The sequence below is a fragment of the Streptomyces sp. CB01201 genome (assembly GCF_002803085.1).
GTDB lineage: Bacteria > Actinomycetota > Actinomycetes > Streptomycetales > Streptomycetaceae > Streptomyces > Streptomyces hundungensis.
The window spans coordinates 111,985-126,793 of record NZ_NNBJ01000011.1 but is presented as its reverse complement, the minus strand read 5'-3'; the positions used below and the strand labels follow the sequence as shown (position 1 = coordinate 126,793).

Genomic DNA, 14,809 nt, shown 5'->3' with positions numbered 1-14,809 from the left:
GAGGCTACTGGGGGGTACGGCACGCCGTAAGGTGAACATGCGTCACCTTCTCCGAATCCCCACACGCTCGCCCGATCGGCTTCGCGAGCGCGGCGGCGTACCACCGGAGGCTGTGCCCTTTCGGCCTCCGTCGGAGCGCGTATTCCTTCCGGCCTTCGCAGGGTTGTGCGGGGCGGACGGACGCGGGTCGGGCCGGAGGCGCACAAGTGCCTTGAGGGACCGGATGGGTTGCCGGGATTCCCGAGGCGCGGATCAACTCCGCCCGCGGCCAGCGCGGCCCCTTCCCCGACCCGCCCGCGGCCAGGCACTTTGCGTGTTACCGCAGGTCGCCGGGGTAACCGGCACATACGGGCCACGTTGTGAGGAGTTCCTGAGAATCGGATTCCAACCCTTGGGACAGGGTAGGCGAATCCCCCGTAATGGACTCCATCGGAATTTCGATGGAGCCGGATCGTCGTCCGGTACGTCCATTCCTCGACGCCGAAGTACGAGCGACGGAGGTGGCAGGGCCATGGCTGGTTTCCGCAGTCTGGCGAGACAGGTGCGCGACCCGAGGAACGACCTCGCGTTGCGGCGCTATTCGCTGCGCAAGTGTCTGGAGAGGTTCGCCCCCTACGGGCACCGGGCGACCTGGGACCATTTGTGCGGCAGGCACCGCATCGGGCCCGAGGACCGGGCCCCCGATCCGGCGCGGCTGGTGGCCGCGCTGGAGGAACTGGAGGCGGCCAGGACCGTCTGGCTCGCCTACGAAGTGGAGTTCGCGGCGCGCCGGAAGCGCGAGAAGCACGCGGGGCTGCGGCGCCCGGGCTCCTTCGACGACTGGCACCGGCGCACCTGGGGCGGTTTCGGGGTGGCCTGGTGCGACGATCCACGCACGCATCCCACCGAGCCGCTGGCCGAGGTGCTCGGCCGCATGATCGCGGCACTGCGGACCACACCCGGCGCGGGGTGCCCGGTGTGCGGGGGAAGGCGGCTGGTGTGGAGCCAGGACCTGTCCCACGAACCGTGGTTCGGGCCGGTCTGTTCGGGCTGCGGCATTCTGGTCCCGCGCCCCGTGCTGACCACAGAGGCACTGATGCGGGCCAAGGCGGCACGGCACGGAGAGCTGGCATCGGTGGCGTGAGCGGCGCGGGGGCGAGCCGACTCTCCCCCGCGTTGCCAGGAGACCGTGGTGCGCCCAAGGCGATTCCGGGGCGGTTGTCAGTGGGCCCTGGCACCATCGAACGCATGATGCAGGTCTGTCTGAACGGCGCACGCGGTGCGGGCGACGGCACGGCGGTGCCGCTGTCCCCGGCCGCCCTCGCCGAGTCCGCGGCGGCCGCGGTGGCAGCGGGCGCGGCCGAGGTCCATGTACATCCCAAGACACCGTGCGGCGGCGACTCGCTGTCACCGCGCGTGGTGGGCCCTGCCGTCGAGGCGATACGCGCGGCGGTGGACGTGCCGGTCGGGGTGACCACCGGCGCCTGGGCCGAGCCGGATCCAATACGCCGGGTGGAGCGCGTCCGGTCCTGGACGGTGCTGCCCGACCACGCCTCGGTCAACTGGCACGAGGACGGCGCCGACGAGGTGGCGGCCGCCCTGCTGGAGCGGGGCGTGGGCATCGAGGCGGGCATCCGGTCCGGCACGGACGCGGCTCGCCGCTTCCTCGGTTCGCCGTACGCATCAAGGGTGTTGCGCATCCTGGCCGAGGTGGCCGATCCGACACCGGGGGAAGCCGAGTCGACGGCCCGCGCCCTGCTGGCCGAGCTGGGCACGGCACACGGCAGGCCCGTGCTGCTGCACGGCCAGGACGCCGGCGCCTGGCCGGTGCTGCGCCTGGCGCGCTCGCTGGGCCTCGACACCCGCATAGGCCTGGAGGACGTACTGGTGCTGCCGGACGGCGAACGGGCCGCGTCCAACGCCGAGTTGGTGAGGGCGGCGCTGGCTTGCGCGTGAGAGCGACGCCGGCTTGAGCGTGAGGGTGGCACGGGCTTGCGCGTGAGGGCGGGCCCGTGTGCGCGAGAGGAGCGGGCCGGCCTGCGCCTGAGGACGGTGGCCCGCGTCGGCCCGTACGATCACTCCCCGCCCTCAGCCCTCGCGTTCGGCGAGCAGCCGGGAGCCGACCCGGGTGGTGCCGAAGACATCGTCCGGGTTGGACAGGACGCAGTTGTCCAGGGACAGGCAGCCGCAGCCGATGCAGTCCGAGAGGTGGTCGCGCAGGCGGCCCAACTGGCTGATGCGCCGGTCGAGTTCGGTCCGCCAGTTCTCGGAGAGGCGGGCCCAGTCCTCCTTGGTGGGCGTGCGCTCCTCGGGGAGTTCGGCCAGCGCGTCGCGAATCGTGGCCAGCGGAATGCCGACGCGCTGCGCGGCCCGGATGAAGGCCACCCGGCGCAGGGTGTCGCGGCCGTAGCGCCGCTGGTTGCCGGAGGTGCGGCGGCTGACGATCAGGCCCTTCGACTCGTAGAAGTGCAGGGCGGACACGGCGGCTCCGCTGCGCGCGGCCAGCTGCCCGACCGTGAGCTCGTGGATCTTCTCTGGAATCTGCGGCACCCCTCGAACCCTACTGTCCCCGCCCCTCCGCCCCGGTGCCGCCTTCCGCCCGCTGCCAGCGCCGTACGTCGTTGACAGGACCGGCGGCCCGAACCATGCTGAGCTAGCTGAGCAAGCGCTTGTACAGGTGCTTGCTCAGGCGCTTGTTCATGACGGCGAGAGCGTCGCGAGAGGCAGGGACCAGGGACATGGCAGAGCCGAGGATCTTCACGTCCGCCGAGGAGCTGAAGGCCGGGGTCGGCGAGCAGCTCGGGCACAGCGACTGGCTGGAGATCGACCAGAAGCGCATCGACCTGTTCGCGGACGCCACCGGCGACCATCAGTGGATCCACGTCGACCCGGAGCGGGCCGCGTCCGGCCCCTTCGGCACGACGATCGCGCACGGCTATCTGACGCTGTCGCTGCTGCCGACCCTGGTGCCGCAGGTGCTGCGCGTCGAGGGCATGAAGATGGGCATCAACTACGGCACCAACAAGGTCCGCTTCCCCTCCCCCGTACCGGTCGGCTCGCGGCTGCGGGCGACGGCCGAGCTGACGGAGGTCGTGGAGGCGGGCGGCGGGGTGCAGGTCACCGCGAAGGTCACCGTCGAGCGCGAGGGCGGCGACAAGCCGGTGTGTGTGGCGGAGTCGGTCTCGCGCTACTTCTTCTGAGCGCGGCCCCGGCTTCGAGCGGTCTTCCGGGCTTCGGCCTGCGAGGCCGGATCCACTACTTCTGGACCCCCACCATCCGCAGCACGAGGTCGGCGTAGAGCGCGCCGACCTCGTCGGGCGTGCGGCGGCCCTCGGTGTTGAACCAGCGGGCCACGTCGATGCAGAGGGAGAGCACGGCGAGCGTGGTGCCGGGCACGTCCGGGACGTCGAACTCGCCCGCCGCCACGCCCTCGTTGAGGATGCGGCGCACCGCGGCGTCGCTCTGCCGGCGCAGTTCCACGATCTCGGTGCGGTGCCCGGCACCGAGCGCGTCGAGTTCGTACTGGACCACGCGGGCCGTCGTGTGGTGCCCCGCGTGCCAGCGGACGAAGGAGCGTACGGCGGCGGAGAGCCGCTCGGCCGCGCTTCCCTCGGCCTCGGCGGCGGACCGCAGGATCTCCAGGGCCTTGTCGTGCCCGATCCGGCTGATCCGGTGGAGCAGTTCTTCCTTGGTCTTGTAGTGGATGTAGAGCGCGGCCGGGCTCATGCCGGCCCGGCCCGCGATGTCCCGGGTCGTGGTGGCGTGGTAGCCGCGCTCCGCGAACGCCTCGACGGCGGCGACCAGCAGTCTCCTGGCGGCCTCGGGCGTGACTTCGCCCCAGGGCTTTTCCTCGCCGTTGGCCGTCTCTTCGGTCACGTCAGCCGTACCCATCGCTCGCCCCTTCCGTCCGTCGGCGCTCTGTGTTCAGCGGGACGAACACCATACCCCGAAGGTGAGCAAGCGCTTAGAGCCTGTCCGGCGGGTCCGGTTCCGGCCGGACCGGCCCTTAGAGCTTCTGGAACGGGTCGTGCTCGGCGAGGAGCTTCTCCAGGCGGGCCTGGTCGACGCGGCTGACGATCTGGCCGGCCTCCTGGCGGTCCCTGATCACCTTGGCCAGGGTGAAGGCGGAGGTGACCAGGTAGAGGACCGCCATCGCGAGGAAGGCGCGGACCCAGGCGTCGGCCTGGAGGCGGAGGATGCCGATCGCGGTGGCGACCAGCGCGATCGCGAAGGCGGCGACGGCCTGGCCGTAGTACGCCGCGGTGTTCTGCTGCTTGACCTGTGTCTCACTCATGGCGACAGCATGGAGCGGATGTGGCACGCGCCACATCCGCTCTCGTACTCAGGACGTACTCAGAAGGCCGGGGCGCTGGTGCCGCATCCGGGCGGTCCGCGGCTTCAGAAGGCCGAAATCCCGGTCTCCGCACGGCCGATGATGAGCTTCTGGATCTGGCTCGTGCCCTCGTACAGGGTCATCACGCGGGCGTCCCGCAGCAGCTTGCCTACCGGGTACTCGTCGATGTACCCGTAGCCGCCGAAGACCTGGAGGGCGTTGTTGGCGGCCCGTACCGCGGCCTCGGAGGCGAACAGCTTCGCCTTGGACGCGGCGGTCGCGAAGTCCCGGCCCCGGTCGATGAGATCGGCGACCCGCCAGGTCAGCAGCCGGGCGGCGTCCACGTCCACCGAGATGTCGCTGATCAGCTCCTGGACGAGCTGGTAGTGCGCGATGGACTTGCCGAACTGCTCGCGTTCTCCGGCGTACCGGACCGCCGCGTCCAGGGCGGCCTGGGCGATGCCGACGCAGCCGGCCGCGACCGACATCCGCCCCTTGGCGAGCGCCGACATCGCGATCGAGAAGCCCTTGCCCTCCGGGCCGAGCAGCGCGGCCGCCGGGACCCGTACGTCCTCCAGGACCAGCTCCGCGGTGGCCTGGCCGCGCAGGCCGAGCTTGCCGTGGATGGTCCGGCGGGTGAGGCCGGGGGTGTCGGTGGGGACCAGGAAGGCGGACACGCCGCGGTGGCCCGGGGTGTCGTTGGTGCGGGCGAAGAGCAGCACCACATCGGCCCAGGTGCCGTTGGTGATGAACATCTTGGTGCCGTTGATGACGTAGTCGCCGCCGTCCGCGACCGCCCTGGTGACGAGGTTGCCCGCGTCCGAGCCCGTGCCGGGCTCGGTGAGGCCGAAGCAGCCGATGGCGTCGCCCGAGGTGAGCCGGGGCAGCCAGGCGCGCTTCTGCTCCTCGCTGCCCCAGTAGGCGATGGTCTTGGTGACCAGGCCCAGCGAGACCGAGACGATGCCGCGCACCGACGAGTCGCCACGACCCAGCTCCTCGGTGACCAGGCAGTACGCGAGGTGGTCGCCGCCCGAGCCGCCGTACTCCTCGTCGATGGTGAGCCCGAGGAAGCCGAGCGCGCCCAGCTTCTTCACGATCGACCTGTCGACATCCTCGGCGCGGTCCCACTCGATGACGTGTGGGGTGATCTCGCGCTCGACGAACTCCTCGGCGAGCTGCTGGACCGCCGTCTGTTCCTCGCTCAGCTCCAGGTTCATGTTCGCTGCACCCCAGATTTAATTACCACTGCTAGTTTTTGGTTGGCAGGCCCTACTATGTGCCGCATGGCCCGACCGCGCAAGCCCCTCCTGAGCACCGACCGCATCGTCGCGGCGGCGAGCGCGCTCGTGGACACGGAGGGCCTCGCGGCGGTCTCGACCCGGCGGCTCGCCGCGGAGCTCGGGGTCAGCGGGCCCTCGCTCTACAACCACTTCCGCACCAAGGACGAGATCCTGGAGGCCGTGGCCGACGCCACCTCGGCCCAGGTCGACCTGTCGATGTTCGACGCGGATGACGGGCGCGACTGGCGTACGTCCCTGCACGACTGGGCGCTGGCCTATCGCTCGGTGCTCACCCGGCACCCCAACATCGTGCCGGTGCTCGCCCAGGGGCCCGGCCGCCGGCCGGCCGGGCTCCGGCTCGCGGACGCGGTGTTCGGCGCGATGGTCGCGGCGGGGTGGCCGCCGGCCCAGGCGACCCGGATCGGCGCGCTGATGCGGTACTTCATCATGGGCTCGGCGCTCGGTTCGTTCGCCCGGGGTTTCGTGGACGACGAGGCGGCGTACGACCCGGCGGACTATCCGCACCTGGGGCAGGCGCACCTGCTCGCCGAGCGCCAGCAGGAGATCGACGAGGGGGCCTTCGAGACGGGCCTTCGGGCGCTGCTCGACGGGCTCGACCTCCAGTACGAGGCCCTGGACGGGTAGCACGGCCCCGCCCCGCTACCCGTAGGGGCCTCGAAGGTGCTGGGAGGCCGGGCCCCGGGGCCCGGCTAGAACACCACCAGCGCCCGGCCGCCCTTGCCCGCCAGCATGTTGTCGAAGGCGGCCGGGATGCCGTCCAGGGCGATGCGTTCGGAGACCAGTGAGTCGAGGTCCAGGCGGCCGGCCCGGATGTGGTCGGCCAGGACCGGGACGTCGGTCGCGGGGTCGCAGTTGCCGTAGACGCAGCCCGCGAGGGTGCGGCCCCAGTGGAAGATCTCCAGGGCGTTGAAGGTGACCTGCTGGTCCTTGCCGCCGATGCCGACGACCGTGGTGCGGCCGCCGCGCCGGGTCGACTCCCAGGCGGTACGGATCGTCACCGCGCGGCCCACGCACTCGACGGCCACGTCCGTGCCCTGGCCGCCGGTCAGCTTGCGGATGTCCTTGGCCGTGGTCTCCGACGCGACCACGAAGTCGGTCGCCCCGGCCTCGCGGGCCAGTCCCTCCTTGTCCGGGGAGACGTCGACGGCGATGATCTGCCCCGCTCCCGCGATCCGGGCGGCCTGGAGCGTGGCCAGGCCGACGCCGCCCGCGCCGAACACCGCGACCGTCTCGCCCGGCCGCACCTGCGCCGAGTGGTGGATCGCCCCGTACCCGGTGAGCACCGCGCAGCCGAGCAGCGCGGCCTCGGTGAGCGGGATGCCCGCGGGGAGCGGGATCAGGCAGTTCTCCGCGACGACGGTCTCCTCGGCGAACGCGGCCACGTTCAGGCCCGGGTGCAGCTCGGTGCCGTCGGCGGTGCGCGCGTACACCGAGCCCGCGCCGTTCAGCGCGTTGACGCAGAGCCACACCTCGCCGAGCGAGCAGGGGTGACAACTTCCGCAGGAAGGCGCCCAGTTGAGGACGACCTCGGCGCCGGGCGCGACGGAGGTGACGCCCTCGCCGACGGCGACCACCGTGCCCGCGCCCTCATGGCCGAGGACGGCCGGGACCGGGACCCGCATGGTGCCGTTGGTGAGGGAGAGGTCGGAGTGGCAGACCCCGGCGGCGGCCAGGCGGACCCGCACCTGGCCGGGGCCCGGCGCGGGCAGATCGATGTCGGTGATCTCCAGCGGAGAGCCGACGGCGGGCAGTACGGCGGCGCGAACCATGGCGTGCGTGACTCCTGAGCGGGGGAAGAGGGCGGACGGAGAGGGTCTCAGAACTGGAGCGACTTGGTCTGGAGGTACTCGGTCAGACCGTGCACGCCGAGCTCGCGGCCGACCCCCGACTGCTTGTAACCGCCGAAGGGGGCAAGGGGGTTGAAGCGTCCGCCGTTGATGTCGACCTGGCCGGTGTCCATGCGGCGGGCGAAGGCCACGGCCTCCGCGTCGTCGCCCGCCCAGACCCCGCCGGCCAATCCGTACACGGTGCCGTTCGCGATGCGCAGGGCGTCGTCCTCGTCCTCGTACCGGATGATCGAGACGACCGGGCCGAAGATCTCCTCCTGCGCGATGGCCATCTCGGGGGTGACGTCCGCGAAGATCGTGGGCGAGACGTAGTAGCCCTGCTCCAGGGGCGCATCGGCGCCGCCCGCGACGACGCGCGCGCCCTCCTGGACGCCCTTCTCGATGTAGCCGCGCACGCGCGCGAGCTGCTTGGCGTTGACGAGCGGGCCGATGCGGTCGCCGACCGTGTACTTGGCCGCGGCGGCCGATGCCAGCTCGACCGCCTCGTCGTAGCGGTCGGTGTGGACCAGCATCCGCGTCCAGGCGCTGCACGTCTGGCCGGAGTTGCCCATCACGTTCGCGACGCCCACGGTGACGGCCTTGGCGAGGTCGGCGGAGGGCAGGATGACGTTGGCGGACTTGCCGCCCAGCTCCAGGGCGACCCGCTTGACGGCGGCGCCGGCCGTGGCACCGATCTTCTTGCCGACGGCCGTCGAGCCGGTGAAGGAGACCAGGTCGACCCCCTCGTGCTCGGCGAGCGCCTGGCCCGCGACCGGGCCGAGCCCGGTGACCAGGTTGAACACCCCTGCGGGCAGGCCGATCTCATGCACCGCCTCGGCGAAGAGCTGCGCGGTCAGGGGCGTGTCCTCGGCGGGCTTGAGGACGACCGTGCAGCCCGCCGCCAGTGCGGGAGCTACCTTGTTGACGATCTGGTGCAGCGGATAGTTCCAGGGCGTGATCGCCCCGACGACGCCGACCGGCTCCTGGTAGACCGTGGAGTTCCCCACCTTCTCCTCGAAGGAGTAGGTGGCGGCCAGCTCCGCGTAGGAACCGGCGATCGCGATCGGCAGGCCGGTCTGCACGGCCTGCGCGAACGGGAGCGGGGCGCCCAGTTCGGCGCTGATGGTCGCGGCGATCTCGTCCTTGCGGGCGACCAGTTGGTCACGCAGGGCCGCGAGCCTGGCCGCGCGCTCGGCGGGCGGTGTCGCGGCCCAGCCCGGCAGGGCCGCGCGGGCGGCGCGTACCGCGGCGTCGACGTCCTCGGACGTGCCTGCCGGGACGTGGCCTATGACCTGCTCGTCGACCGGGTTGAGCACCGCGATGGTGTCGCCGCCGGCGGCGGCCCGCCAGTCGCCGTCGATGTACATGCCGTCGTGGGCGTTCATCACAATCCTCCCGAGCAGTGCCGCCGTGGTCGTCCGCCGCTCAAACTAGCGCCGTTAGTTTTCTGGCGCCAGGGCCCCCGGCGGAGCCGGCTCAGATGATGCCGAACAGAATGCCCGAGCCGAGCACCACCAGACAGGTCAGGGCCGCCCATTTCACGGTGAACCGGGTGTGGTCGCCGAACTCCACCTTGGCCATGCCGACCAGCACGTACACGGCCGGAACCAGCGGGCTGGACATGTGCAGGGCCTGGCCGGCCAGGGAGGCACGGGCGATCTCCAGCGGGGAGACACCGTGGGCGGCGCCCGCCTCGGCGAGGACGGGCACGACGCCGAAGTAGAAGCCGTCGTTCGACATGAAGTAGGTGAGCGGCAGGCTGAGCACGCCGGTCACCAGGCCCATCTGCGAGCCCATGCTGTCCGGCACCACGCCGACCAGCCAGTCCGCCATGTGCTTGACCATGCCGGTGCCGTTGAGGACGCCCGTGAAGACGGCGGCCGCGAAGACCATGCCCGAGACGTTGACGACGTTGTCGGCATGGGCGGCGATCCGGGCCTTCTGGGCCGGGATGTGCGGGAAGTTCACGGTCAGCGCGAGGGCCGCGCCGATCAGGAACAGGACCGGGATCGGGAGCCACTCCATGATCATGGAGGTGAGCAGCGCGACGGTGAGCAGCGCGTTGAACCAGTACAGCCTGGGCCGCAGGGTCTCGCGTGCGGGGTCGAGACCCGGGAAGTCGTCGTCGCCCTCGGGTGCGTCCGCTGCGGCGCCGCCGCCCGAGGCGCGCGGGGTCTCGCCGGAACCCCCGGCCCCGACGAGCACCGTCTCGGTCTCCGGCTCCAGGACCTTGTCGAGGGACAGGTAGCCCACGCGCTTGCGCTCGCGCATGCCGAGTACGTACGACAGGACGAGGACGGCGACCAGGCCGGTCGCGAGCGCGGGGATCATCGGCACGAAGATGTCGGAGGCGTCCAGCTTCAGGGCGGTCGCCGCGCGGGCGGTGGGGCCGCCCCAAGGGAGCGTGTTCATCACGCCGTTGGCGGTCGCGGCGACTCCGGTCATCACCACCAGGCTCATGCCGAGCCGCTTGTAGAGCGGGTACATCGCGGAGACGGTGATCATGAAGGTGGTGGAGCCGTCGCCGTCGAGCGAGACGATCGCGGCGAGCACGGCGGTGCCGACGACGACCCGCATCGGGTCGGCCTTGCAGAAGCGCAGGATGCCGCGCACGACCGGGTCGAAGAGGCCCACGTCGATCATCACGCCGAAGTAGATGATGGCGAACATGAGCATCGCGGCGGTCGGCGCGAGCGAACCGACGCCCTTGATGACGTAGTCGCCGAGGTGGGCTCCCTTGCCGACGAAGACGCAGAAGAGAGCGGGGATCAGAACCAGCGCCGCGATGGGCGACATCTTCTTCAGCATGATCAGGACCAGGAAGGTCGCGATCATGCCGAAGCCGAGGATGGTCAGCATTCAGAACACCTAACGTTCACCCTTGAACTGGCGCCGGGGGCCGGCGGTGCGGATGACGTTAGGTCGCCGTTTCCATCCTTAACAAGATGTTGACACCTGAGCAATAAGAGCAAAACTCCAGGTCACGACAGGGGTACGAGTTCGACGGGGAAGCCGTTGAGCACGGCGGTGCCCGACAGCGGGTCGAACCGCGAGCCGTCGAGGAGCTGGTTGACGTTGACTCCCGGCCGGTCGACGGCGACCGCGAGCCGGCTGCCGGGGCGGCTGTGGCCCCAGCCGTGCGGCAGGCTGACCACGCCCCTGCGCACGCTGTCGGTGATCTCCACGGGGGCCGCGACCGCTCCTCCCTCCGCCGTGATCCGCACCTCGGCGCCGTCGGCGAGGCCGAGCCTTGCCGCGTCCTCGGGGTGGATCTGGAGGGTGCAGCGGTTGGAACCGCCGCTCAGGGCGGGGATGTTGTGCAGCCAGCTGTTGTTGGAGCGCAGATGGCGCCGGCCGACCAGGACCAGGGCCGCGGGCCGTTCGTCGAGGGCGGCCCGCAGCCGGGGCAGGTCGGCGGCGACGGGCGCGGGGAGCAGTTCGATGCGGCCGGTGCGGGTGCGCAGCACCTGCGGCAGGCGCGGCTTCAGCTCGCCCAGGTCGATGCCGTGGGGGTGGGAGAGCACGCGTTCCAGGGTGAGGCCCTCGGGGTCGGCGCCGAATCCGTCGCCGTAGGGGCCGAGCCGGAGCATGAGGTCCAGGCGGCGCTCGGGGCCGCCGGCGCCGGTGAGTCGGGCGGCGAGCACCGTCGCGTCGCGGCCGTGCACGGGTGAGTGCGGGTCGGCGACGGCCTTGGCCAGGGTGCGCTCGACGACCATCGCGTCCACGGCGGCGGGTTCGGCGCCGTGCAGTCCGCTGACGGCGAGCACGAGCCGGGCGTGGATCTCGCACTCGTCCATGCGCCCCTCGGCGAGCGGCACGGCGGGCCGGGTGTAGCGGACCTGGTTGCGGACCGCGAAGCCGTTGAAGGCGAAGTCGAAGTGGGCGCTCTGCGCGGGCGGCGGCGGGGGCAGCACGACATCGGCGTGCAGCGAGGTCTCGTTCAGATACGGGTCGATGCTGACCATGAAGTCGAGCCCGGCGAGCGCCCGGTCGAGCCGGTCCCCGTCGGGCGCGGAGAGCACCGGGTTCGCGGCGGAGGCGATGAGCGCGCGGATCCGCCCCTCGCCCGGCGTCTCGATCTCCTCGGCGAGCGCGGCGAGCGGAAGTTCGGACTTCACCTCGGGGTGGCCGCCGACCCGGCTGTGCCAGCGCCCGAGCGAGAAGCCCTTGCCGGGCCCGGCCGGGCGCGGTGCCCGGTCGGTGGCGGAGAGCGGGAAGAGCGCGCCGCCGGGCCGGTCGAGGTTGCCGGTCAGCACGTTGAGTACGTCGACGAGCCAGCTGGCCAGGGTGCCGTGCTCGACGGTGCAGCTGCCGATCCGGCCGTATACGGCGGCGGTGGGTGCGGCGGCCAGTTCCCGGGCGATGTCCCGGATCGCGTCCGGCTCCACATCGCAGACGGGGCCGACCGTCTCGGGCGTGAACTCCCCTATGGCATGCGCCACTTCGGCCACTCCCTCGGCCTGCGCTTCGAGCGCGCCGAGGGCGGTGAGCTGCTCCGCGAAGAGCACCTGGGCGATCGCGGCGAGCAGCAGGGCATCGGTGCCGGGCCGGATCGCCACGTGCCGGTCGGCGAGCTTCGCGGTGCGGGTGCGGCGCGGGTCGACGACGGTGAGGCTGCCGCCGCGCCGGCGCAGGGCCCGGAGTTTTCCGGGGAAGTCCGGGGCCGTGCACAGGCTGCCGTTGGACTCCAGCGGGTTGGCGCCGAGCAGCAGCAGGTGGTCGGTGCGGTCGAGGTCGGGCACCGGGATGGCGAACGGGTCGCCGAACAGGAGCCCGCTGGAGACGTGCTTGGGCATCTGGTCGAGGGTGCTCGCGGTGAACAGGTTGCGGGTGCGCAGCGCGCCGAGCAGGGCGGGCGGGTAGAGGGCGCCGGCCATGGTGTGCACATTGGGGTTGCCGAGGACCACGCCGACCGCGTTCGGCCCGTGCTCCTCGACGAGTGCGGGCAGTCGGGCCGCTATCAGGTCGAAGGCCTCGTCCCACGTGGCCGGCACCAGCGTGCCGTCGCGGCGCACGAGGGGCGTGGTCAGCCGGTCGGGGTCGGCGTCGATCTCCCCGAACGAGGCGCCCTTGGGGCAGATGAACCCCTGGCTGAACACGTCGTCGGCGTCCCCCCGGGCGCCGGTGACGCGCGCGCCCTCCACGGTGAGGCTCAGCCCGCAGGTGGCTTCGCAGAGCGGGCAGATACGCAGGGCGGTGCGGGACATTCGTCCTCCCGGGGCGACGGCGCGCGAGCCCCTGGAGCATACCGACCGGTAGGCATGTCCGGGAGGTCCCGGCCGGGGTCAGTCCAGGGTGCGGGCGAGATAGGCGTGGAGCAGCTGCCGGGTCTCCTCGACGATCTTCGGGTCGCCCTGCGGGTCGGTGCGGAAGGCGAGGCGCAGCGTGGCGTCGGCCGCCTCCACCGCGACCAGGATCACCCGGCGCAGCTCCGCGTCCAGGGTGCGGCCGAACTGGGCCGGGAGCAGTTCGGCGAGGCGGGCGGCCAGCAGGTGGTTGGCGTCCGCGTCCGGGTCGGGCACCGGCTGGGGGCCGCCGAAGTCGACCAGGTTGAAACCGGGCACGGTCTGCTTCAGGACGAGGTATTCGTCCAGGACCGCGTCGACGGCCCCGCGCCAGTCGGCCGCCTCGATCGCTTCGAGGCGAGCGTTGATCATCCCGGCGTAGCGGTCGAGATTGCGGGCCGCGAGCGCCTCGGCCATGGCCCGCTTGTTGCCGAAGAAGCGGTAGACCGAGCCGATCGGCACCCCGGCGCGCTGGGCGACGGCCCGCGTGGAGAGGTCTTCGTAGCCGGTTTCGTCGAGGAGTTCGGCACAGGCGTCGAGTATCCGGGAGAGCCGCTCGGCGCTGCGCTGCTGCACGGGCGCCCGGCGGAGGTTCGCGTGGAGATCAGGAGCAGGAGACACCCGTCCATCATCTCCCGCCCGGCCGGTTTTCCCGTTGACGCGACCGCATCGTAATCCTACGGTTGACCATAGGATTCCGGCACGGGAGCAGGAGAGCGCACGATGACGACACCTACCGGCGACGGCGCGGTAAAGATCGCGGAGGGCCTCGGCCACTCCCGCGGTTTCGGCAATGAGCACAGCTCGGAGGCCGTCCCCGGCGCTCTCCCGCACGGCCGCAACGCACCCCAGCGCGCCCCCCTCGGCCTGTACGCGGAACAGCTGAGCGGCTCCGCCTTCACCGAGCCGCGCGCGAGCAACCGCCGCTCCTGGCTGTACCGGATCCGGCCATCGGCCGCGCACCCGCCGTTCACCCGTACCGACAACGGCCGCCTCCGCTCGGCCCCCTTCACCGAGTCCGTCCCCGACCCCAACCGGCTGCGCTGGAACCCGCTGCCCGAGCCCCCGTCCGGCACCGACTGGCTGGCGGGCCTGTGGACGCTGGGCGGCAACGGCGACGCCACGCAGCGCACCGGCATGGCCGTGCACCTCTACCACGCCAACTCCTCGATGGAATCGAGGGTGTTCAGCAACGCCGACGGCGAACTCCTGATCGTGCCCGAGCACGGCGGACTGCTCCTGCGTACCGAACTGGGCCTGCTCGCCGCCCGCCCCGGCGAGGTCGCCCTGATCCCGCGCGGCGTGCGCTTCCGGGTCGAACTGCTCGACGCGAGCGCCCGCGGTTATGTCTGCGAGAACTACGGCCGCCCCTTCGAGCTGCCCGAGCTCGGCCCGATCGGCGCCAACGGCCTCGCCAACGCACGGGACTTCCGGGCCCCGCTCGCCGCGTACGAGGACGTCGAGGGCCCGGTCGAGGTGGTCAACAAGTTCTGCGGCAACCTCTGGACCGCGACCTACGACCACTCGCCGCTCGATGTCGTCGCCTGGCACGGCAGCCACACGCCGTACGTCTACGACCTGCGCACCTTCAATGTGATCGGCAGCATCAGCTACGACCACCCCGACCCCTCGATCTTCACGGTGCTCACCTCGCCGTCCGACACCCCGGGCCTGGCCGGGGTCGACTTCGTGGTGTTCGCGCCGCGCTGGCTGGTCGGCGAGGACACGTTCCGCCCGCCCTACTTCCACCGCAATGTGATGAGCGAGTACATGGGCCTGATCGAAGGCGCATACGACGCCAAGACCGCCGGAGAAGGGGGCTTCGTGCCCGGCGGCGGCTCGCTGCACAACATGATGTCGGCGCACGGGCCGGACCGGGAGACCTTCGACCGGGCGAGCGCCGCCGAGCTGAAGCCGCAGAAGATCGACGACGGCCTGGCCTTCATGTTCGAGACGCGCTGGCCGGTCACCGCCACCGAGCAGGCGGCGAACGCCGACCATCTCCAGCGGGGTTACGACGACGTGTGGCAGGGTCTTCAGCGCCACTTCCGCTCCTGAAGCGACCCTTCCGCTCCTGAGCACCAC

At 71.6% G+C, this 14,809-nt stretch carries 14 protein-coding genes; 5 read left to right on the top strand and 9 right to left on the bottom strand.

Going from position 1 to position 14,809, the window contains the following annotated elements:
- Positions 1-511 precede the first annotated feature (511 nt).
- Both CG740_RS22430 and CG740_RS22425 read left to right on the top strand, forming a co-directional pair.
- A complete protein-coding gene (locus CG740_RS22430; protein WP_100577025.1) occupies positions 512-1,123 on the top strand; it encodes a hypothetical protein in 612 nt (203 codons plus the stop codon).
- Positions 1,124-1,227: 104 nt separating this feature from the next.
- Positions 1,228-1,935 (top strand): 3-keto-5-aminohexanoate cleavage protein, encoded by a 708-nt coding sequence (locus tag CG740_RS22425; RefSeq protein ID WP_100577024.1) that lies wholly within the window; start codon positions 1,228-1,230, stop codon positions 1,933-1,935.
- A gap of 132 nt (positions 1,936-2,067) precedes the next feature.
- Here the strand turns inward: CG740_RS22425 and soxR are convergent, their stop codons facing one another.
- Positions 2,068-2,529 carry a redox-sensitive transcriptional activator SoxR gene (soxR, locus tag CG740_RS22420; protein ID WP_100577023.1) on the bottom strand — a complete coding sequence of 154 codons (462 nt, stop codon included), beginning with the start codon at positions 2,527-2,529 and terminating at the stop codon, positions 2,068-2,070.
- 188 nt (positions 2,530-2,717) lie between these two features.
- Here soxR and CG740_RS22415 point away from each other — a divergent pair, with 188 nt between their 5' ends.
- The gene (locus CG740_RS22415; protein ID WP_100577022.1) at positions 2,718-3,179 is read left to right on the top strand and encodes a MaoC family dehydratase; all 462 of its coding nucleotides are present in this window, start codon (positions 2,718-2,720) and stop codon (positions 3,177-3,179) included.
- Between the two features lie 55 nt (positions 3,180-3,234).
- On the opposite strand, the gene CG740_RS22410 is transcribed toward CG740_RS22415, so the two are convergent.
- The 3 genes from CG740_RS22410 to CG740_RS22400 form a co-directional block, all read right to left on the bottom strand.
- On the bottom strand, positions 3,235-3,870 hold the full coding sequence (locus CG740_RS22410; RefSeq protein WP_100577021.1) for a TetR/AcrR family transcriptional regulator: 636 nt from the start codon (positions 3,868-3,870) through the stop codon (positions 3,235-3,237).
- A 115-nt stretch (positions 3,871-3,985) separates the two neighbouring features.
- The gene (locus tag CG740_RS22405) at positions 3,986-4,273 is read right to left on the bottom strand and encodes a YiaA/YiaB family inner membrane protein (RefSeq protein WP_100577020.1); all 288 of its coding nucleotides are present in this window, start codon (positions 4,271-4,273) and stop codon (positions 3,986-3,988) included.
- A 104-nt stretch (positions 4,274-4,377) separates the two neighbouring features.
- Complete coding sequence (locus tag CG740_RS22400; RefSeq protein WP_100577019.1) at positions 4,378-5,529, bottom strand: acyl-CoA dehydrogenase family protein; 1,152 nt, start codon at positions 5,527-5,529, stop codon at positions 4,378-4,380.
- Between the two features lie 57 nt (positions 5,530-5,586).
- Here CG740_RS22400 and CG740_RS22395 point away from each other — a divergent pair, with 57 nt between their 5' ends.
- Positions 5,587-6,237 (top strand): TetR/AcrR family transcriptional regulator, encoded by a 651-nt coding sequence (locus tag CG740_RS22395; RefSeq protein WP_234376455.1) that lies wholly within the window; start codon positions 5,587-5,589, stop codon positions 6,235-6,237.
- A gap of 65 nt (positions 6,238-6,302) precedes the next feature.
- Here the strand turns inward: CG740_RS22395 and CG740_RS22390 are convergent, their stop codons facing one another.
- The 5 genes from CG740_RS22390 to CG740_RS22370 all read right to left on the bottom strand — a co-directional run bounded on the left by CG740_RS22390 (position 6,303) and on the right by CG740_RS22370 (position 13,345).
- The gene (locus CG740_RS22390) at positions 6,303-7,382 is read right to left on the bottom strand and encodes a Zn-dependent alcohol dehydrogenase (protein ID WP_100577017.1); all 1,080 of its coding nucleotides are present in this window, start codon (positions 7,380-7,382) and stop codon (positions 6,303-6,305) included.
- A gap of 47 nt (positions 7,383-7,429) precedes the next feature.
- Entirely contained in the window at positions 7,430-8,824 is a 1,395-nt protein-coding gene (locus CG740_RS22385; RefSeq protein WP_100577016.1) for an aldehyde dehydrogenase family protein, read from the bottom strand.
- Positions 8,825-8,915: 91 nt separating this feature from the next.
- Positions 8,916-10,298, bottom strand: a complete 1,383-nt coding sequence (locus CG740_RS22380) for a CitMHS family transporter (protein ID WP_100577015.1) — start codon at positions 10,296-10,298, stop codon at positions 8,916-8,918.
- 122 nt (positions 10,299-10,420) lie between these two features.
- Positions 10,421-12,646 carry a molybdopterin oxidoreductase family protein gene (locus CG740_RS22375; protein ID WP_100577014.1) on the bottom strand — a complete coding sequence of 742 codons (2,226 nt, stop codon included), beginning with the start codon at positions 12,644-12,646 and terminating at the stop codon, positions 10,421-10,423.
- A gap of 78 nt (positions 12,647-12,724) precedes the next feature.
- Positions 12,725-13,345: a TetR/AcrR family transcriptional regulator gene (locus tag CG740_RS22370; protein ID WP_100577013.1), complete on the bottom strand. Its 621-nt coding sequence runs from the start codon at positions 13,343-13,345 to the stop codon at positions 12,725-12,727.
- Between the two features lie 102 nt (positions 13,346-13,447).
- Between CG740_RS22370 and hmgA the strand changes: the two genes are divergently transcribed.
- Complete coding sequence (gene hmgA / locus CG740_RS22365) at positions 13,448-14,782, top strand: homogentisate 1,2-dioxygenase (RefSeq protein ID WP_100577012.1); 1,335 nt, start codon at positions 13,448-13,450, stop codon at positions 14,780-14,782.
- Positions 14,783-14,809: the final 27 nt, after the last annotated feature.

Excerpts from the sequence above, each read along its gene's own strand:
- CG740_RS22430 (WP_100577025.1), top strand. The coding sequence starts at position 512 with ATGGCTGGTTTCCGCAGTCTGGCGAGACAGGTGCGCGACCCGAGGAAC.
- CG740_RS22425 (WP_100577024.1), top strand. The coding sequence starts at position 1,228 with ATGATGCAGGTCTGTCTGAACGGCGCACGCGGTGCGGGCGACGGCACG.
- CG740_RS22415 (WP_100577022.1), top strand. The coding sequence starts at position 2,718 with ATGGCAGAGCCGAGGATCTTCACGTCCGCCGAGGAGCTGAAGGCCGGG.
- CG740_RS22410 (WP_100577021.1), bottom strand. The coding sequence starts at position 3,870 with ATGGGTACGGCTGACGTGACCGAAGAGACGGCCAACGGCGAGGAAAAG.
- CG740_RS22405 (WP_100577020.1), bottom strand. The coding sequence starts at position 4,273 with ATGAGTGAGACACAGGTCAAGCAGCAGAACACCGCGGCGTACTACGGC.
- CG740_RS22400 (WP_100577019.1), bottom strand. The coding sequence starts at position 5,529 with ATGAACCTGGAGCTGAGCGAGGAACAGACGGCGGTCCAGCAGCTCGCC.
- CG740_RS22395 (WP_234376455.1), top strand. The coding sequence starts at position 5,587 with ATGTGCCGCATGGCCCGACCGCGCAAGCCCCTCCTGAGCACCGACCGC.
- CG740_RS22390 (WP_100577017.1), bottom strand. The coding sequence starts at position 7,382 with ATGGTTCGCGCCGCCGTACTGCCCGCCGTCGGCTCTCCGCTGGAGATC.
- CG740_RS22385 (WP_100577016.1), bottom strand. The coding sequence starts at position 8,824 with ATGAACGCCCACGACGGCATGTACATCGACGGCGACTGGCGGGCCGCC.
- CG740_RS22380 (WP_100577015.1), bottom strand. The coding sequence starts at position 10,298 with ATGCTGACCATCCTCGGCTTCGGCATGATCGCGACCTTCCTGGTCCTG.
- CG740_RS22375 (WP_100577014.1), bottom strand. The coding sequence starts at position 12,646 with ATGTCCCGCACCGCCCTGCGTATCTGCCCGCTCTGCGAAGCCACCTGC.
- hmgA (WP_100577012.1), top strand. The coding sequence starts at position 13,448 with ATGACGACACCTACCGGCGACGGCGCGGTAAAGATCGCGGAGGGCCTC.